A 19,300-nucleotide genomic window follows, 5' to 3' on the forward strand; every position below is an offset into this window, starting at 1 on the left:
ACTTATAATGAGAGATAATGATCTGTCTACAACATGACAAACAAAAACAGATGCGTAACGGAACTTTACGAAAAAGAGACACTCTAAGCTGTTGCTTGCTCATAGTGCAGTTTATGGAGTGGCGTTTCGAGAGCGCGTGGAAATTTGGTTTGGGGAGACTTTACCTCGGATGAGCGAGCAGTTAACGGACCAGGTCCTGGTTGAACGGGTCCAGAAGGGAGATCAGAAAGCCTTTAACTTACTGGTAGTGCGCTACCAGCATAAAGTGGCGAGCCTGGTTTCCCGCTATGTACCGTCGGGCGATGTTCCCGATGTGGTGCAAGAGTCATTTATTAAGGCCTATCGCGCGCTGGATTCTTTCCGGGGGGATAGCGCTTTTTATACCTGGTTGTACCGTATTGCCGTCAATACGGCGAAGAATTACCTGGTTGCTCAGGGACGCAGGCCGCCTTCCAGCGATGTTGATGCGATTGACGCAGAAAACTTCGAAAGTGGCGGCGCATTGAAAGAAATTTCGAACCCTGAGAACTTAATGTTGTCAGAAGAGCTGAGACAGATAGTTTTCCGAACTATTGAGTCCCTCCCCGAGGATTTACGCATGGCAATAACCTTGCGGGAGCTGGATGGCCTGAGCTATGAAGAGATAGCCGCTATCATGGATTGTCCGGTGGGTACGGTGCGTTCACGTATCTTCCGTGCGCGGGAAGCTATTGATAATAAAGTTCAACCGCTTATCAGGCGTTGACGATAGCGGGATACTGGAAAAGGTATTAGGCATGCAGAAAGAAAAACTTTCCGCTTTAATGGATGGCGAAACGCTGGACAGTGAGCTGCTGAAAGAACTGGCTCACGACCCGGAAATGCAAAAAACATGGGAGAGTTATCACCTGATCCGCGATTCCATGCGGGGTGATACCGCTGACGTTCTCCATTTCGATATTTCCGCCCGCGTAATGGCCGCCATCGAAAATGAGCCGGTACGCCAGACGGCGCCGCTGATTCCTGAGGCACAGCCCGCACCGCACCAGTGGCAGAAAATGCCATTCTGGCAGAAAATGCGTCCGTGGGCGGCGCAGCTCACTCAAATGGGTGTGGCTGCATGCGTATCACTTGCAGTTATTGTTGGCGTCCAGCACTATAATGGACAATCTGAAACGTCCCAGCAGCCCGAAACGCCGGTATTCAATACATTACCGATGATGGGCAAAGCCAGTCCGGTGAGCCTGGGAGTACCTTCTGACGCGACGGCTAACGGCGGTCAGCAACAGCAGGTGCAGGAGCAGCGTCGTCGCATTAATGCCATGTTGCAGGATTACGAACTGCAACGCCGACTGCACTCCGAACAGCTTCAGTTTGAGCAGGCGCAAACACAGCAAGCCGCTGTACAGGTGCCAGGAATTCAAACTTTAGGAACGCAATCGCAGTAATGAAGCAACTTTGGTTTGCCATGTCACTTGTGGCGGGTAGCCTGTTCTTCTCTGTTAACGCCTCGGCCAATACTGCGTCCGGGGCGTTATTGCAGCAGATGAATCTGGCCAGCCAGTCACTGAATTACGAGCTGTCATTCGTCAGCATCAATAAACAAGGCGTTGAGTCTCTGCGTTATCGACATGCACGCCTGGACAATCGTCCTCTTGCACAACTGTTGCAAATGGATGGCCCGCGCCGGGAAGTGGTGCAGCGTGGTAACGAAATCAGCTACTTCGAACCTGGGCTCGAACCGTTCACCCTGAACGGCGACTATATTGTCGATTCTCTGCCGTCCCTTATCTATGCCGACTTTAAACGTCTTTCTCCCTGGTATGACTTTATTTCCGTAGGCCGCACCCGCATTGCCGACAGGCTGTGTGAAGTCATTCGTGTTGTCGCGCGCGACGGCACCCGTTACAGCTATATCGTATGGCTGGATACCGAAACAAAGCTGCCGATGCGGGTGGATCTCCTTGATCGGGATGGTGAAACGCTGGAGCAGTTCCGCGTGATTTCCTTCGCCGTGAATCAGGACGTCGGTAATAGCATGCAGATGCTGGCAAAAGCGAATTTGCCGCCATTGCTCTCTGTTCCTGTGGGGGAAAAGGCGAAGTTTAACTGGAGCCCGACGTGGTTGCCGCAAGGGTTTAGCGAAGTCTCCAGCAGCCGACGCCCGCTGCCTACAATGGATAATCTGCCTATCGAGTCACGCCTCTATTCTGACGGCCTGTTCAGTTTCTCTGTGAACGTGAATCGTGCGACGCAGAACAGCACCGATCAGATGCTGCGAACCGGGCGCAGAACGGTCAGCACCAGCGTACGTGAAAACGCTGAAATTACGATTGTCGGCGAACTTCCGCCGCAAACCGCGAAACGCATTGCGGACAATATTAAGTTCGGGGCGGCACAATGATTAAAGAGTGGGCGACCGTTGTCTCCTGGCAAAATGGCCAGGCACTGGTGAGCTGCGACGTCAAAGCATCGTGCAGCAGTTGCGCCTCACGGGCCGGATGCGGCAGTCGTGTGCTGAATAAACTTGGGCCGCAGACCACACATACTATTGTGGTGCCAAGTGCCGAACCGCTGGCGCCTGGTCAAAAAGTGGAACTGGGCATTGCCGAAGGCAGCCTGCTGGGGTCAGCAATGCTGGTTTACCTGTCGCCGCTGGTTGGGCTGTTTATCTTCGCGGCGTTGTTCCAGGTACTGTTTGGTTCTGATATTGCCGCGTTGAGCGGCGCGGTGCTGGGCGGCGTCGGGGGTTTTCTGATTGCGCGCGGCTACTCGCGTAAACTGGCTGAACGCGAGGCCTGGCAGCCGGTCATTCTTAACGTTGCTCTTCCTCCCGGTCTGGTTCGCGTTGAAACACCATCTTCCGAAACGAACCCGTGATATTTTTGCCGGATGGCGGCTTCGCCTGATCCGGCCTGGGAACGATAAGCAGACTCTCCAGGCCCGATAAGCTCGCGCTATCGGGCATCATGCTTCCCTTACGACGTTTTACATTAGAAAAGCGATGCCGTTTCCGGTTCCCGCTATCCTTGCTGTATGAACATTTCCTCGCCTCAGTGTTGTAGTGTAGAATGCGGCGTTTCAGTTAAACAGACGTTAAGCTCAGAACAGCGACTTCTAAGAGCCTGCTCAGGCAGGCGTAAGGCACAATAATTACTCTATATGAAGAACATACGTAACTTTTCGATCATTGCTCATATCGACCACGGTAAATCGACGCTGTCTGACCGCATTATCCAGATCTGCGGTGGCCTGTCTGACCGTGAAATGGAAGCGCAGGTTCTCGACTCAATGGATCTTGAGCGTGAGCGCGGTATTACTATCAAAGCGCAAAGCGTGACGCTGGATTACAAAGCGGCTGATGGTGAAACCTATCAACTGAACTTTATCGACACCCCAGGCCACGTTGACTTCTCATATGAAGTTTCCCGCTCACTGGCTGCGTGTGAAGGCGCACTACTGGTGGTTGACGCCGGGCAGGGCGTCGAAGCGCAAACGTTGGCGAACTGCTATACCGCGATGGAAATGGATCTCGAAGTGGTGCCGGTTCTGAACAAGATTGACCTGCCAGCCGCCGATCCTGAGCGTGTGGCTGAAGAGATCGAAGACATTGTCGGCATTGATGCGACCGATGCCGTTCGCTGCTCGGCAAAAACCGGCGTAGGCGTACAGGATGTGCTGGAACGTCTGGTGCGCGATATCCCGCCGCCGGAAGGCGATCCAGAAGGCCCGCTGCAAGCGCTGATTATCGACTCCTGGTTCGATAACTACCTCGGCGTAGTGTCGCTGGTGCGTATTAAAAACGGCACCATGCGTAAAGGCGACAAAGTCAAAGTGATGAGCACCGGGCAGGTTTATAACGCTGACCGTCTGGGGATCTTCACGCCGAAGCAGATTGACCGTACCGAACTGAAGTGCGGCGAGGTAGGCTGGCTGGTTTGCGCAATTAAAGACATTCATGGCGCCCCGGTTGGCGATACATTAACGCTGGCGCGTAACCCGGCAGAGAAAGCGCTGCCGGGCTTCAAAAAAGTGAAGCCGCAGGTATACGCCGGTCTGTTCCCGGTGAGTTCTGATGACTATGAGAACTTCAGGGATGCGCTCGGCAAGCTGAGCCTGAACGATGCCTCTCTGTTCTACGAGCCGGAAAGTTCAACCGCGCTGGGCTTCGGCTTCCGCTGTGGCTTCCTGGGTCTGCTGCACATGGAGATCATTCAGGAGCGTCTGGAACGTGAATACGATCTGGACCTGATCACCACCGCGCCGACCGTTGTGTACGAAGTGGAAACCACGGCGAAAGAAATTATCTATGTCGATAGCCCGTCCAAGCTGCCGCCGCTGAATAACATCTATGAACTGCGCGAGCCGATTGCCGAGTGTCACATGCTGCTGCCTCAGGCATACCTGGGCAACGTCATTACGCTGTGTGTCGAGAAGCGCGGCGTCCAGACCAACATGGTGTACCACGGTAACCAGGTGGCGCTGACTTATGAAATCCCGATGGCGGAAGTGGTGCTCGATTTCTTCGACCGCCTGAAATCAACGTCTCGTGGTTATGCGTCGCTGGATTATAACTTCAAGCGCTTCCAGGCGTCCGACATGGTGCGCGTCGACGTGCTGATCAACAACGAACGTGTCGATGCGCTGGCGCTGATCACTCACCGTGGTAATTCGCAGAGCCGTGGTCGTGAGCTGGTGGAGAAGATGAAAGAGCTGATCCCTCGTCAGCAGTTCGACATTGCGATTCAGGCAGCGATTGGCACGCATATTATTGCGCGTTCTACCGTGAAGCAGTTGCGTAAAAACGTTCTGGCCAAGTGTTACGGCGGTGATATCAGCCGTAAGAAAAAGCTGCTACAGAAACAGAAAGAAGGTAAGAAGCGAATGAAGCAGATCGGTAACGTCGAACTGCCTCAGGAAGCGTTCCTCGCCATTCTGCATGTCGGTAAAGACAGCAAATAATCCTAAGGAGTTGGCATGGCGAATATGTTTGCCCTGATTCTGGTGATTGCCACACTGGTGACGGGCATTTTATGGTGCGTTGATAAATTTATCTTCGCGCCAAAACGTCGGGAACGTCAGGCAGCGGCACAGGCCGCTGCGGGTGATTCACTGGATAAAGCCACGTTGAAAAAAGTGGCGCCTAAGCCGGGCTGGCTGGAAACAGGGGCTTCGGTTTTTCCGGTACTGGCGATTGTGCTGGTGGTGCGTTCATTTATTTATGAACCTTTCCAGATCCCGTCGGGTTCGATGATGCCGACGCTGTTAATCGGTGACTTTATTCTGGTGGAGAAATTCGCCTATGGAATTAAAGATCCGATTTACCAGAAAACGTTGATTGAAACGGGTCATCCGAAACGCGGTGATATCGTGGTCTTTAAATACCCGGAAGATCCGCGCCTGGACTACATTAAACGCGCTGTCGGCCTGCCGGGTGACAAAGTGACGTACGATCCGGTAGCCAAAGAGGTTACTGTACAGCCAGGGTGCCGTTCCGGTCAGGCATGTGAAAACGCGCTGCCGGTGACTTACTCCGACGTTCAGCCCAGCGATTTCGTGCAGACCTTTGCCCGCCGTAATGGGGGAGAAGCCAGCAGTGGGTTCTTCGAAGTGCCATTAAACGAAACGAAAGATAACGGCATTCGTCTGGCGGAGCGTAAAGAGACGCTGGGCGACGTAACCCACCGTATTCTGACCGTACCGATCGCACAGGATCAGGCGGGGATGTATTACCGTCAGCCGGGGCAGCAACTGGCGACCTGGATCGTACCGCCAGGACAATACTTCATGATGGGTGATAACCGCGATAACAGCGCGGACAGCCGTTACTGGGGATTTGTACCGGAAGCGAATCTGGTTGGTAAAGCGACCGCGATCTGGATGAGTTTCGACAAACAGGAAGGTGAATGGCCGACCGGCGTACGCTTAAGCCGTATTGGTGGGATCCATTAATTTCTGATAATCGTTCATGTTGTCGTCATTGCGGCGACAACATGAATTATTTATTGGATAAATCTCCGCAGACTAACGACATCCCCTGTCGTTGTGTATAGAATATTCCCCCGAAGTTTTAGGTTGGCGCCGTCAGGTTGCCACGGCACACTAAACAGCGTTGGTTTCCTCAGGTCTGTTTCGTGTGCTGAATTGTTGACGCATTCATTTATTGGTATCGCATGAACCCCATCGTAATTAATCGGCTTCAACGGAAGCTGGGCTACACTTTTACTCATCAGGAGCTGTTGCAGCAGGCATTAACCCACCGCAGCGCCAGCAGTAAACACAATGAGCGTTTAGAATTTTTAGGCGACTCGATTTTGAGCTTTGTTATCGCCAACGCGCTTTATCACCGCTTCCCGCGTGTGGACGAAGGTGATATGAGCCGTATGCGCGCCACGCTGGTGCGCGGCAATACGCTGGCGGAATTGGCCCGTGAATTTGATCTGGGTGAATGCTTACGTTTAGGGCCAGGTGAACTGAAAAGCGGCGGCTACCGTCGTGAATCTATTCTGGCGGATATCGTAGAAGCGTTAATCGGCGGCGTTTTTCTCGACAGCGATATTCAAACCGTCGAGAAGTTGATCCTTAACTGGTATCAAACGCGCCTGAATGAAATCAGCCCGGGCGATAAACAAAAAGATCCGAAAACGCGTTTGCAGGAATATTTGCAGGGTCGTCATCTCCCGCTGCCGTCTTATCTGGTGGTGCAGGTGCGCGGCGAAGCACACGATCAGGAATTTACTATCCACTGCCAGGTCAGCGGCCTGAGTGAACCGGTGGTTGGCACGGGTTCGAGCCGTCGTAAGGCGGAGCAGGCTGCCGCCGAACAGGCGCTGAAAAAACTGGAGCTGGAATGAGCGAAGATAAAAGCTATTGCGGATTTATTGCCATCGTCGGACGTCCGAACGTAGGCAAATCCACCCTGTTGAACAAGCTGCTCGGACAGAAGATCTCGATCACGTCCCGTAAAGCACAGACCACGCGTCACCGTATCGTCGGTATCCATACCGAAGGGGCGTACCAGGCTATCTATGTTGATACGCCGGGGCTGCATATGGAAGAAAAACGCGCCATCAACCGCCTGATGAACAAGGCGGCAAGCAGCTCGATTGGCGACGTTGAGCTGGTCATTTTTGTCGTGGAAGGCACCCGCTGGACGCCGGACGACGAGATGGTGCTGAATAAACTGCGCGACGGTAAAGCGCCGGTCATTCTGGCCGTTAACAAAGTGGATAACGTACAGGAAAAAGCCGATCTGCTGCCGCATCTGCAATTCCTGGCAAGCCAGATGAACTTCCTCGATATCGTGCCAGTTTCTGCGGAAACTGGCATGAACGTGGATACCATCGCTGGTATCGTGCGTAAGCACCTGCCAGAAGCGACTCATCACTTCCCGGAAGATTACATCACCGATCGTTCACAGCGCTTTATGGCGTCTGAAATCATCCGTGAAAAACTGATGCGTTTCCTCGGTGCCGAACTGCCGTATTCCGTAACCGTTGAGATTGAACGTTTCATTTCTAACGAACGCGGCGGTTACGATATTAACGGCCTGATCCTCGTTGAGCGCGAAGGGCAGAAGAAGATGGTCATTGGCAACAAAGGGGCCAAAATCAAGACCATCGGTATCGAAGCGCGAAAAGACATGCAGGAAATGTTCGAAGCGCCGGTACACCTGGAACTGTGGGTGAAAGTGAAATCCGGCTGGGCCGATGACGAGCGTGCGCTGCGCAGTCTCGGTTATGTAGACGACCTCTGAGTTAGCACTACGTGGAAGGCTGGCAGAGAGCTTTCGTCCTGCATAGTCGCCCCTGGAGCGAAACCAGCCTGATGCTGGACGTCTTCACGGAAGAGTCGGGACGCGTGCGTCTGGTTGCCAAAGGCGCACGCTCTAAACGTTCCAGTCTGAAAGGCGCATTACAACCTTTTACGCCACTGTTGCTCCGCTTTGGCGGGCGCGGCGAGGTGAAAACCTTACGCAGCGCTGAAGCGGTCTCTCTGGCGCTCCCCTTAAGCGGTATCACGCTTTATAGCGGTTTGTACATCAACGAACTGCTTTCCCGCGTTCTGGAATACGAAACGCGCTTCTCTGAACTCTTTTTTGATTACCTGAACTGTATTCAGTCGCTGGCTGGCGCGACCGGTTCGCCCGAACCTGCGCTTCGCCGTTTCGAGCTCGCCCTGCTGGGACATCTGGGCTACGGCGTGGATTTTCTGCATTGCGCAGGGAGCGGCGAGACGGTCGATGACACCATGACCTACCGCTATCGCGAAGAGAAGGGATTCATGGCCAGCGTGGTCATTGATAACAGCACCTTTACCGGGCGGCATCTGAAAGCGCTGGATGCACGAGAATTTCCTGATGTTGATACGTTGCGCGCGGCGAAACGCTTTACCCGCATGGCGCTAAAGCCGTATCTTGGTGGTAAGCCGTTAAAAAGCCGGGAACTGTTTCGACAATTTATGCCGAAACGGCCAGGGCGGGCAGAAAATACGAATAATGATTAACGAGGATTGTCATGGCTGAATTACTGTTAGGCGTCAACATTGACCATATTGCCACTTTACGTAATGCGCGTGGTACTGCTTACCCCGACCCGGTACAGGCGGCGTTTATCGCCGAGCAGGCGGGGGCGGATGGTATAACCGTACACCTGCGCGAGGATCGTCGCCATATTACCGACCGTGATGTACGCATTTTGCGCCAGACGCTGGATACGCGTATGAATCTGGAAATGGCGGTGACTGAAGAGATGCTGGCGATTGCCGTTGAGACGAAGCCGCATTTTTGCTGCCTGGTGCCGGAAAAACGTCAGGAAGTGACCACCGAAGGCGGGCTGGACGTCGCGGGTCAGCGTGACAAAATGCGTGATGCCTGCAAACGGCTGGCAGATGCAGGCATTCTGGTATCGCTGTTCATTGATGCCGATGAAGAACAGATTAAAGCCGCTGCGGACGTTGGCGCACCGTACATTGAAATCCACTCCGGTTGTTATGCGGATGCTAAAACGGATGCTGAGCAAGCGCAGGAACTGGCGCGCATCGCCAAAGCGGCGACGTTTGCGGCAAGCCTGGGGCTGAAAGTGAACGCCGGTCATGGCCTGACCTATCACAATGTGCAGGCCATTGCCGCACTGCCGGAAATGCATGAACTGAACATCGGTCATGCCATTATTGGGCGGGCGGTCATGAGCGGCCTGAAAGAGGCGGTCTCCGAGATGAAACGCCTGATGCTGGAAGCGCGCGGCTAATGGCGATTCTGGGGTTAGGCACGGATATTGTGGAGATCGCCCGCATTGAGGCGGTGATCTCCCGTTCTGGAGAGCGCCTGGCAAGACGCGTGCTTAGCGACAACGAATGGGCTATCTGGGAGACGCATCAGCAACCGGTGCGTTTTCTCGCCAAGCGTTTTGCGGTAAAAGAGGCGGCGGCAAAAGCGTTCGGCACCGGCATTCGCAACGGGCTGGCGTTCAATCAGTTTGAAGTGTTTAACGATGAGCTGGGTAAACCGCGTTTGCGTTTGTGGGGCGAGGCGTTGAAACTGGCGGAGAGGCTGGGCGTGGCGCATATGCATGTGACATTAGCGGATGAACGTCATTACGCCTGTGCGACGGTGATCATCGAAAGCTAGATTCGGGTCTTTGTAGGCCGGATAAGGCGTTTACGCCGCCATCCGGCCTGGCGTCATCCCATCAGGGAGGGTTACAGCTTATCCGCGTGATGCATCAGAACAAACTTATCCCACAGCTGTTCTTCCGTTTCGACATGCGCCGGGTCTTTGAGAATGGTATTGGGGATCGGGCACACCTTCTGGCAGGTCGGCGTTTCGTAATGGCCCACGCATTCGGTGCACTTGTCGCTGTTAATCTCGTAAATGCTGTCGCCCATTGAAATCGCCTCATTCGGGCATTCAGGCTCGCACATATCGCAATTGATACACTTTTTAGTGATTAACAGGGCCATCAGGAAACTCTCAAAACATCACAAACCGGGCGGGCATTATACGCGCATTCTTTGCTCAGACCAGTTTTTTTACCAGGGCCTCACTGTGGCGAATACGCTCTGGCGCGCGCCCCAAATCCTGCTGTACCAGCGCCATAAAGAGCAAATCCGTCAACATCGTCTGCGCATGCGTAGAGGAGATTGCGGCGCTGCGCGTGGCCTGCTCTTCGGCGATCGTATACAGGCAACGGGTGGCGCGTTGTTGCAGGGCATTCGGTGTAAAGCCGGTGATCGCCAGAACCTTTCCTCCTACCCGCAACGTTTCATCCGCCGCCATATTCAACTCTCTGCGCTCGCCGCTATAGGAGATAGCCAGCAGGAGATCGTCCGGCGCCAGCGCCTGCACGGTGGCTAACAGCGCATGCATATCGTGTTCGGCGACGACATTGAATCCTATCTTCATCAGCTTCCAGGCGAAGTTCTGCGCCACCAGGCCCGATGTGCCAATACCGGTTATGACAACACGCCGGGCATTGCGCAGCATCATGACGCTTTCGAACAATTTCTCTTCGCTGTTAACATCGAGCGTTGCGTGCATTGCGGCGACATTTTCCTCGATCAATTTTTCGCCGACAAGCCGCATCGGATCGTCGCCCCGGATCTGATTATGTACCGGAATAGAGTGAGGATTTGGATTGCTGGCCAGCGCTTCGCTGATCGCCAGCTTCAGTGCCGGAAAGCCTTTGAAGCCCAGTTTCTGCGCGAATTTCACCACGCTGGACTGACTGACGCCCGCCTCAACGGCAAGCTGTTGTGAGCTGAGATGCCGTGTATCATCCGGCTGAGCAAGAATATAATCAGCAAGCTTTTTATCGCTTTGTGCGAGGTCCGGATAACGCTGACGTATACGAATCAAACAGTTCATGAGGACTCCTGGCGAAAAACATGACGGGGATCATAAAAAGATTTTCCCTCGCCCGAAAGAATATAATATTCCATTATTATAGTTATTATGAATTAAAAATTCCTAAGGAACAAAAATGAATCTCGGCTCGTTAGTTTCAGAAACCCGCAATCCACAGACTATGGATCTTGACGCACTCCCTACGCTTGAGCTGGTTCATCGTTTTAATCAACAGGATACGCTTGTAGCGCAAGCAGTAAAAGAGACGCTGCCAGACGTTGCCCGCGCGGTAGATGCCGCCGCCGACGCCTTAAAGGCGGGAGGGCGCATTATTTATATGGGCGCAGGCACCAGCGGACGCCTTGGCGTTCTGGACGCCTCCGAATGCCCACCAACGTTTGGCGTACCGCACGGGCTGGTGATCGGGCTGATTGCCGGCGGGCCTGGCGCGCTGCTGAAAGCGGTGGAAGGCGCGGAAGACAGTCAGCAGTTAGGGGAGGACGATCTCCTGGCGCTTAACGTGACCGCGCAGGATCTGGTTGTCGGGCTGGCGGCGTCCGGTCGTACGCCGTACGTCATTGGCGGGTTGAAATACGCGCGTCAGGTGGGCTGCGTCACGGTGGCTATCTCCTGTAATCCCGATTCTCCCATCGCGCATGAAGCTGACATCGCCATTTCGCCGGTCGTTGGGCCGGAGGCGCTAACCGGTTCGACGCGACTGAAATCCGGTACTGCGCAAAAACTGGTGCTCAATATGATCTCCACCGGGGCGATGGTGAAGTTCGGCAAGGTGTACCAGAACCTGATGGTGGACATGAAAGCCACCAACGTTAAGCTCGTCGACAGAGCGTGCCGGATGGTGGTTGAGGCTACCGGGATTATGCGTGAAGAGGCCGAAGCGTTGCTTAAGCAGACAGATTTTGAGGTTAAACCGGCCATTCTGATGGCGCTTACCGGGCTGAATGCCGAAGACGCAAGGGCGAAATTGTCCGCTCACCAGGGATTTCTACGGGCGGCGTTAGAACGCTAACGTTACCGGAAAATTGAGGTTCTATCTGTTAGTCTATCTGGTAACGATTATCGCCGGGTTGCGGTTAACCCGGCTATTGGGCTTCAACAATCCAGAGGAGTAGGGTTTGGTTAATCACGAGCGTCGTGTCGTATTTTTTGATTTGGACGGTACGTTGCACCAGCAGGATATGTTTGGCAGTTTCCTGCGTTATCTGTTGCGTCGCCAGCCGCTGAATGCGTTGCTCGTGCTGCCGTTATTGCCGGTTATTGGGATTGGCTTGTTGATTAAAGGTCGGGCGGCGCGTTGGCCGATGAGCCTGCTGTTATGGGGTTGTACCTTCGGTCACAGTGAAGCGCGGCTCAAGGCGCATCAGGCGGATTTCGTTCGCTGGTTTCGCGATAACGTCACGGCGTTTCCGGTTGTTCAGGAGCGCCTGACGACCTATCTGTTAAGCTCTGACGCTGATATCTGGCTGATTACCGGCTCTCCGCAATCGCTGGTGGAACAGGTCTATTTCGATACGCTCTGGCTGCCACGCGTGAACCTGATCGCCAGCCAGATGCGGCGTGGCTACGGCGGCTGGCTGCTGACTATGCGCTGTCTGGGGCACGAGAAGGTCGCCCAACTGGAACGCCAGATTGGTGCGCCGTTACGTCTGTACAGCGGCTACAGCGACAGTAAGCAGGATAACCCGCTTCTCTATTTTTGCCAGCATCGCTGGCGCGTCACGCCGCGAGGGGAGCTCCAGCAACTCGAATAGAGTTAACGATAGCGCCCATGTATAATGCGCCCGCTTTTATTACCGGAGTGTCTCCTTTGTCTGATGTTGAATTTAGCCACGAATACTGGATGCGTCATGCGTTGACGCTGGCGAAACGCGCCTGGGATGAGCGTGAAGTGCCGGTTGGCGCGGTATTGGTGCATAACAATCGCGTCATTGGCGAAGGCTGGAACCGCCCGATAGGTCATCATGATCCCACTGCGCACGCTGAAATCATGGCGCTACGTCAGGGCGGGCTGGTGCTTCAGAACTACCGTTTGCTGGATACCACGCTTTACGTGACGCTGGAGCCGTGCGTGATGTGCGCGGGAGCAATGGTACACAGCCGCATTGGTCGGGTGGTATTTGGCGCTCGCGACGCGAAAACCGGCGCGGCAGGGTCGCTGATGGACGTATTGCATCATCCGGGCATGAACCACCGCGTAGAGATCACCGAAGGTGTGTTACGCGATGAGTGCGCAGCGCTGCTCAGTGATTTCTTCCGCATGCGTCGCCAGGAGATCAAAGCGCTAAAAAAATCTTCGCAAGAATCGTTGTAGGGCGGCCAGGGCGTGAAAGCGTCCAGCCCTGTGAGATTAGTTTTCGTCTTTCTTCTTCAGTGAAAACGGCAAAGAAGGAGAGTGTGACAGGTAGTTCGATGACGGCTGCGATAAGAAAGAAGAGAAAGGAAATGTCTCCGTGTCAAACTCGGCCGGAGACACTGCCGGGTAATCCTGCGCCAGCTTTATCGCTTCTGCCGTCTGCTTCTCTTTTTCTTGCAGATAGCCGACCAGGCTAATCTGATACTTCCGAATATTTTCCACATAAGCGTAGGCTTCATGCCCGCGCGCATAGCCGTACGTCAGCTTGCTGTAATATTGTTTCTGGCTGAGCAGCGGCAGCCGTTGTTTTACATCGGCCCAGCTATCCGGGTTGCCCCTGGTCTTGACCGTCAACGCACGGGCGTCAAGCATATGTGCATAACCCATGTTATAGGCGGCGAGCGCAAACCAGATACGCTCCTCTTCCGGCACGGTTTCAGGCACTTTACCCATCATATCCTGGATATAACGCACACCGCCGCTGATGCTCTGTTCCGCATCGGTACGATCCGTCAGCCCCAGACTTTGCGCGGTGTTTTTGGTGAGCATCATCAGACCGCGAACGCCCGTCGGGGAGGTGGCCAGCGGGTCCCAGTGTGACTCCTGATAGGAAATTGCGGCCAGCAGGCGCCAGTCTATCTCCTGCGCGTATTTTTCAAACAATGGCTGGAGATCGGGCAGTACGCCGTCCACGGCCCGCAGGAAGGTGCGGGTATCGACATAATCAAAATCGTCGCCGTGCCCCAGATACTTCTCTTCCATACGCGCCAGTGAGCCGTCTTCATTAATAGCGTTGAAGAAATCGAGCAGCGCAGCGGAAAGCGTGTTGTCATCGTCCAGTTGGCTAAACCAGGTGACAGGCTGCTCATCGGTGACATCCAGCGCGACGGCCAGTTCAGGATGTACGCGCTGGAACAGGCTGATCGCGACAGAATCGGCAATGGTATAGTCCAGATTGCCGCTGATGACTTCGCTGAGCAGCGCCGCCGTCCCTTTTTTGTCATCGACTTTCCAGCTCAGATCGGGAAATTTTGTCTCTTTCAGCGCCTGCAAGTCATTCACCACGACATGCCCAGGCGCGATAGAGAGCTGGCTTTCATTCACCGTGGCCAGCGTGCGAGGCCGGTATTGTCCTACCCGGTAAACCAGCTGTTGCGAAACGGAATAGTAGGTCGGGCCGGGTTGATAATTCTTCACGCGCTCGCTGTTGTAAACCAGTCCTGCCGCCAGCAGATCGGCGTTGCCATTATCTAAATCGTCAAATAGCTGGCTGATATTCTGGCGTACGGTAATTTTCAGCTTTACGCCAAGATAGCTGGCGAACTGCTGCGCCAGTTCGTAATCCAGACCGTACTTTTTTCCGTTAATGCGGGCGTAGGTCAGCGGCGACTCTATTGTCGAGACGCGTAACTCTCCCCGCGATTGGATCGCGGCGATACGATTGTCGGCTTTGCCGAACCAGGGGATTGATGGCCAGAGGGCCGCTGCCAGCAGCAGAGTCAATATGCCGATGAACAGATAATTAATCTTTAATTTTTTCAATTAGTTAATTCTCTGAATCGTGCGTAATCTCAGCCTGCTAATGTCATTTGGGTGGGTTAAAATCATCATGAATGTGCGGCATTTTGCGCAACAATGCGCCAGTTGGCAACTAATTAGAATGATTGGCCGCACCGTATGATAAGAAAAGGCGGCGATTTTATTTCGACGCAAACGGTTTCGTCGGGGCGTCAGATTCTTTATAATGTCGCCCGTTTCCCCCCTTGCGCACACTTAAAGCGCCTCAGGCGCTTCGAAGACGAGAGACTTATGATGGAAATTCTGCGTGGTTCGCCTGCACTGTCTGCATTCCGTATTAACAAACTGCTGGCGCGTTTTCAGGCGGCCAATCTTCAGGTCCACAATATTTACGCTGAGTATGTCCATTTTGCTGACCTGAGCGCCCCCTTAAACGAGGATGAGCACGCGCAACTTGCACGTTTGCTGAAATATGGGCCGAGCTTAAGCAGCCATACCCCTGAAGGAAAGCTGCTGCTGGTCACGCCGCGTCCTGGCACCATCTCCCCCTGGTCTTCCAAAGCGACTGATATCGCCCATAACTGCGGTCTGCAACAGGTAAGCCGCCTGGAGCGCGGCGTTGCATACTACGTTGAAGCCGCTACGCTCACGGCTGAACAGTGGCAGATGATTGCCGCTGAACTGCACGACCGGATGATGGAGACCGTGTTCTCTTCTTTATCTGATGCGGAAAAACTGTTTGTTCATCACCAGCCTGCGCCGGTTGCCAGTGTGGATCTGCTGGGTGAAGGGCGTCAGGCGCTGACTGACGCCAACCTGCGTCTGGGTCTGGCGCTGGCGGATGACGAAATTGATTACCTGCAAGACGCCTTCACGAAGCTGGGGCGCAATCCGAACGATATCGAACTGTATATGTTCGCGCAGGCAAACTCCGAACACTGTCGCCATAAGATTTTTAACGCTGACTGGGTTATCGACGGGAAACCGCAGCCGAAGTCGCTGTTTAAGATGATCAAAAACACCTTTGAAACCACGCCGGATCATGTGTTGTCTGCCTATAAAGATAACGCGGCGGTGATGGAAGGTTCTGACGTGGGACGCTACTTCGCTGACCACGAGAGCGGTCGCTATGACTTCCATCAGGAGCCCGCGCATATCCTGATGAAGGTGGAAACCCATAACCACCCGACGGCGATCTCGCCGTGGCCGGGCGCGGCGACCGGTTCCGGTGGTGAGATTCGTGATGAAGGCGCAACCGGACGCGGCGCGAAGCCAAAAGCAGGTCTGGTGGGCTTCTCCGTGTCTAACCTGCGTATTCCGGGCTTTGAGCAGCCGTGGGAAGAAGATTTTGGTAAACCAGAGCGTATCGTTACCGCGCTGGACATTATGACCGAAGGCCCGCTGGGCGGCGCGGCGTTTAATAATGAATTTGGTCGCCCGGCGTTGAACGGGTACTTCCGTACTTACGAAGAAAAAGTAAACAGCCACAACGGCGAAGAGCTGCGCGGCTACCACAAGCCGATCATGCTGGCGGGCGGGATCGGCAACATCCGCGCCGATCACGTACAGAAAGGCGAGATCGTCGTTGGCGCGAAGCTGATCGTGCTCGGTGGGCCGGCGATGAACATTGGCCTGGGGGGCGGGGCGGCGTCCTCTATGGCTTCTGGTCAGTCGGATGCGGATCTCGATTTTGCCTCCGTACAGCGTGATAACCCGGAAATGGAACGTCGCTGCCAGGAAGTGATCGACCGCTGCTGGCAGTTAGGCGATGCCAACCCGATCCTGTTTATTCACGACGTCGGGGCCGGCGGTCTCTCCAACGCGATGCCGGAGCTGGTGAGCGACGGCGGGCGCGGCGGTAAATTTGAGCTGCGCGATATACTCAGCGATGAGCCGGGTATGAGCCCGCTGGAAATCTGGTGTAACGAGTCTCAGGAGCGTTATGTGCTGGCCGTGGCCGCCGACCAGTTGCCGCTGTTTGATGAGTTGTGCAAGCGTGAGCGCGCGCCGTATGCGGTGATCGGTGAGGCCACCGAAGAACAGCATCTGTCCCTGAACGATCGTCATTTCGATAATCAACCGATCGATCTGCCGCTGGACGTGCTGCTGGGTAAAACGCCGAAAATGACCCGCGACGTGCAGACGCTGACAGCGAAAGGCGATGCGCTGGATCGTGCTGATATCACGATTGCTGACGCGGTTAAACGGGTTCTGCATCTGCCGACCGTGGCGGAGAAAACATTCCTGGTGACCATCGGCGACCGTACCGTGACCGGTATGGTGGCGCGCGATCAGATGGTCGGCCCGTGGCAGGTGCCGGTGGCGAACTGCGCGGTGACCACCGCCAGCCTCGACAGCTACTACGGTGAAGCGATGTCTATCGGTGAACGTGCGCCGGTAGCGTTGCTGGACTTTGCCGCTTCCGCCCGTCTGGCCGTTGGCGAAGCGCTGACGAACATCGCCGCGACCCAGATTGGCGATATCAAACGCATCAAGCTGTCCGCAAACTGGATGGCGGCGGCCGGTCATCCGGGTGAAGATGCCGGTCTGTATGACGCGGTGAAAGCGGTAGGCGAAGAACTCTGCCCGCAGCTTGGCCTGACGATTCCGGTGGGCAAAGACTCTATGTCGATGAAAACCCGCTGGCAGGAAGGCAACGAGCAGCGCGAAATGACCTCGCCGCTGTCGCTGGTGATTTCCGCGTTTGCCCGCGTGGAAGATGTGCGTCATACCATCACGCCGCAGCTCTCGACCGAAGATAACGCGCTGCTGCTGATCGATTTGGGTCAGGGGCATAACGCACTGGGCGCAACGGCGCTGGCGCAGGTGTATCGTCAACTGGGCGACAAACCGGCAGACGTGCGCGATGTGGCACAGTTGAAAGGCTTCTACGATGCGATTCAGGCGCTGGTGGCGCAGCGTAAACTGCTGGCGTATCACGACCGTTCCGACGGCGGCCTGCTGGTCACGCTTGCCGAGATGGCCTTTACCGGTCACTGCGGCATCCAGGTTGATATTGCAACATCTGGCGACGATCGTCTGGCGGCGCTGTTTAACGAAGAGCTGGGCGCAGTGATTCAGGTGCGGGCGGCCGATCGCGAAGCGGTCGAGGCGCTGCTGGCGAAGTACGGTCTGAGTGACTGCGTACACTATTTAGGTCAGGCCGTTTCCGGCGACCGTTTTGTGATTGAATCCAACGGGCAGGTCGTCTTCAGCGAAAGCCGCACCACGCTTCGTACCTGGTGGGCGGAAACGACCTGGCAGATGCAGCGCCTGCGCGACAACCCGGAATGTGCCGATCAGGAACATGACGCAAAAACCAACGATGCCGACCCGGGTCTGAACGTGAAATTGTCGTTCGATATCAATGAAGATATCGCCGCGCCGTATATTGCTACCGGCGCGCGTCCGAAGGTTGCCGTACTGCGCGAACAGGGCGTGAACTCCCACGTTGAGATGGCGGCGGCGTTCCATCGCGCGGGCTTTGACGCGATTGATGTGCATATGAGCGATCTGCTGGCTGGCCGTATTGGGCTGGGTAATTTCCAGGCGCTGGTTGCCTGTGGCGGTTTCTCTTACGGTGACGTGCTGGGCGCGGGTGAAGGCTGGGCGAAATCGATTCTGTTCAACAATCGCGTACGCGACGAGTTCGAAACGTTCTTCCACCGCCCGCAGACGCTGGCGCTTGGCGTATGTAACGGTTGCCAGATGATGTCTAACCTGCGTGAACTGATTCCGGGGAGCGATCTGTGGCCGCGTTTTGTGCGTAACCATTCTGACCGTTTTGAAGCGCGCTTCAGCCTGGTGGAAGTGACCCAAAGCCCGTCTCTGCTGTTGCAGGGAATGGTTGGCTCACAGATGCCTGTCGCGGTGTCCCACGGTGAAGGACGCGTTGAAGTGCGTGACGATGCGCATCTGGCTGGGCTGGAAAGCAAAGGTCTGGTTGCGCTGCGTTATGTCGATAACTTCGGTAAGGTTACGGAAAACTACCCGGCCAACCCGAACGGATCGCCAAATGGCATCACCGCCGTTACCACGGAAAACGGTCGTGCAACCATTATGATGCCGCACCCGGAGCGCGTCTTCCGCACCGTCAGCAACTCCTGGCACCCGGAAAACTGGGGCGAAGACAGCCCGTGGATGCGTATTTTCCGCAATGCGCGTAAGCAGTTAGGTTAATCCGCACGTAAATGGCCCGATAAGCAAAGTACTATCGGGCCTGGACATACGCCGTAGGCCGGATAAGGCGAAGCCGCCATCCGGCAAGGAAGCTTCCGTGAAGGGCGTGTATTTATCCGTTAAACGGAGAACCTTTTTATTCTGGTAAATTTTTCCGTTCACTTTATGTCCCGCATTTCTCTGAAGACTCAGTACCCGTGAACGTGCAAGGGAGGCTCACCGCCGCCTCCCTTGCAACCCTGGCTCTCCGGCAAGGAAAATCGCCGCTGCGCGGTTTATTCGCCTTATTCCGTCTGCCTTTCGGGTCGGGGCCGAGCCTGCATCCCGGCAGGCCGTCCCCTCCGCCCGCGTCCCTGCGGGCGGACCCGGTCAGCCGTCAACGTCTCATCGATTTTCAGCCGGAACAG

19 protein-coding genes are annotated in these 19,300 nt (G+C 55.1%); 16 read left to right on the top strand and 3 right to left on the bottom strand.

The features are described 5' to 3' along the window. The first annotated feature begins 17 nt into the window (after positions 1 to 17). From rseD to acpS, 12 genes are all read left to right on the top strand, one after another. Positions 18 to 173 carry a rpoE leader peptide RseD gene (gene rseD, locus OGV67_RS17700; RefSeq protein ID WP_123907454.1) on the top strand — a complete coding sequence of 52 codons (156 nt, stop codon included), beginning with the start codon at positions 18 to 20 and terminating at the stop codon, positions 171 to 173. Continuing rightward, entirely contained in the window at positions 170 to 745 is a 576-nt protein-coding gene (rpoE, locus tag OGV67_RS17705) for an RNA polymerase sigma factor RpoE (RefSeq protein WP_006176728.1), read from the top strand. The genes rseD and rpoE overlap by 4 nt, the downstream gene beginning before the upstream one ends. Before the next feature lie 31 nt (positions 746 to 776). Next, positions 777 to 1,427: an anti-sigma-E factor RseA gene (gene rseA / locus OGV67_RS17710; protein ID WP_047461936.1), complete on the top strand. Its 651-nt coding sequence runs from the start codon at positions 777 to 779 to the stop codon at positions 1,425 to 1,427. After that, positions 1,427 to 2,383: a sigma-E factor regulatory protein RseB gene (gene rseB, locus OGV67_RS17715; RefSeq protein WP_012131210.1), complete on the top strand. Its 957-nt coding sequence runs from the start codon at positions 1,427 to 1,429 to the stop codon at positions 2,381 to 2,383. The genes rseA and rseB overlap by 1 nt, the downstream gene beginning before the upstream one ends. After that, positions 2,380 to 2,859 (top strand): SoxR-reducing system protein RseC, encoded by a 480-nt coding sequence (gene rseC, locus OGV67_RS17720; protein WP_012131211.1) that lies wholly within the window; start codon positions 2,380 to 2,382, stop codon positions 2,857 to 2,859. The genes rseB and rseC overlap by 4 nt, the downstream gene beginning before the upstream one ends. 282 nt (positions 2,860 to 3,141) lie before the next feature. Further along, a complete protein-coding gene (gene lepA, locus OGV67_RS17725; RefSeq protein ID WP_047461945.1) occupies positions 3,142 to 4,941 on the top strand; it encodes a translation elongation factor 4 in 1,800 nt (599 codons plus the stop codon). 15 nt (positions 4,942 to 4,956) lie between these two features. Then, on the top strand, positions 4,957 to 5,931 hold the full coding sequence (lepB, locus tag OGV67_RS17730; RefSeq protein WP_012131213.1) for a signal peptidase I: 975 nt from the start codon (positions 4,957 to 4,959) through the stop codon (positions 5,929 to 5,931). Between the two features lie 221 nt (positions 5,932 to 6,152). After that, positions 6,153 to 6,833 (top strand): ribonuclease III, encoded by a 681-nt coding sequence (rnc, locus tag OGV67_RS17735; RefSeq protein ID WP_286465833.1) that lies wholly within the window; start codon positions 6,153 to 6,155, stop codon positions 6,831 to 6,833. Next, entirely contained in the window at positions 6,830 to 7,735 is a 906-nt protein-coding gene (gene era / locus OGV67_RS17740) for a GTPase Era (protein ID WP_049009470.1), read from the top strand. The genes rnc and era overlap by 4 nt, the downstream gene beginning before the upstream one ends. An 11-nt stretch (positions 7,736 to 7,746) precedes the next feature. After that, complete coding sequence (recO, locus tag OGV67_RS17745) at positions 7,747 to 8,484, top strand: DNA repair protein RecO (RefSeq protein ID WP_024130108.1); 738 nt, start codon at positions 7,747 to 7,749, stop codon at positions 8,482 to 8,484. Between the two features lie 11 nt (positions 8,485 to 8,495). Beyond that, positions 8,496 to 9,227, top strand: a complete 732-nt coding sequence (gene pdxJ, locus OGV67_RS17750; protein WP_115614549.1) for a pyridoxine 5'-phosphate synthase — start codon at positions 8,496 to 8,498, stop codon at positions 9,225 to 9,227. Next, complete coding sequence (acpS, locus tag OGV67_RS17755; protein ID WP_012131217.1) at positions 9,227 to 9,607, top strand: holo-ACP synthase; 381 nt, start codon at positions 9,227 to 9,229, stop codon at positions 9,605 to 9,607. Before pdxJ ends, acpS begins: the two co-directional genes overlap by 1 nt. Positions 9,608 to 9,678: 71 nt before the next feature. Here acpS and yfhL read toward each other — a convergent pair whose 3' ends face one another. Both yfhL and OGV67_RS17765 read right to left on the bottom strand, forming a co-directional pair. Then, positions 9,679 to 9,939: a 4Fe-4S dicluster ferredoxin YfhL gene (yfhL, locus tag OGV67_RS17760; protein WP_012131218.1), complete on the bottom strand. Its 261-nt coding sequence runs from the start codon at positions 9,937 to 9,939 to the stop codon at positions 9,679 to 9,681. Positions 9,940 to 9,994: 55 nt separating this feature from the next. Beyond that, positions 9,995 to 10,843, bottom strand: a complete 849-nt coding sequence (locus OGV67_RS17765; RefSeq protein ID WP_012131219.1) for a MurR/RpiR family transcriptional regulator — start codon at positions 10,841 to 10,843, stop codon at positions 9,995 to 9,997. Positions 10,844 to 10,958: 115 nt separating this feature from the next. On the opposite strand from OGV67_RS17765, the gene murQ reads away from it, so the two are divergent. From murQ to tadA, 3 genes are all read left to right on the top strand, one after another. Next, on the top strand, positions 10,959 to 11,852 hold the full coding sequence (murQ, locus tag OGV67_RS17770; RefSeq protein WP_115614550.1) for an N-acetylmuramic acid 6-phosphate etherase: 894 nt from the start codon (positions 10,959 to 10,961) through the stop codon (positions 11,850 to 11,852). Positions 11,853 to 11,958: 106 nt separating this feature from the next. Continuing rightward, positions 11,959 to 12,594, top strand: a complete 636-nt coding sequence (gene yfhb / locus OGV67_RS17780; RefSeq protein ID WP_012131221.1) for a phosphatidylglycerophosphatase C — start codon at positions 11,959 to 11,961, stop codon at positions 12,592 to 12,594. Between the two features lie 17 nt (positions 12,595 to 12,611). Continuing rightward, on the top strand, positions 12,612 to 13,154 hold the full coding sequence (gene tadA, locus OGV67_RS17785) for a tRNA adenosine(34) deaminase TadA (RefSeq protein ID WP_012131222.1): 543 nt from the start codon (positions 12,612 to 12,614) through the stop codon (positions 13,152 to 13,154). 36 nt (positions 13,155 to 13,190) lie between these two features. Here the strand turns inward: tadA and mltF are convergent, their stop codons facing one another. Next, positions 13,191 to 14,738 carry a membrane-bound lytic murein transglycosylase MltF gene (mltF, locus tag OGV67_RS17790; RefSeq protein ID WP_071258082.1) on the bottom strand — a complete coding sequence of 516 codons (1,548 nt, stop codon included), beginning with the start codon at positions 14,736 to 14,738 and terminating at the stop codon, positions 13,191 to 13,193. Positions 14,739 to 15,005: 267 nt separating this feature from the next. Here mltF and purL point away from each other — a divergent pair, with 267 nt between their 5' ends. After that, positions 15,006 to 18,893, top strand: a complete 3,888-nt coding sequence (gene purL, locus OGV67_RS17800; RefSeq protein WP_115614552.1) for a phosphoribosylformylglycinamidine synthase — start codon at positions 15,006 to 15,008, stop codon at positions 18,891 to 18,893. Positions 18,894 to 19,300: the final 407 nt, after the last annotated feature.

Source organism: Citrobacter sp. CK188 (assembly GCF_030333525.1).
GTDB lineage: Bacteria > Pseudomonadota > Gammaproteobacteria > Enterobacterales > Enterobacteriaceae > Citrobacter_B > Citrobacter_B koseri.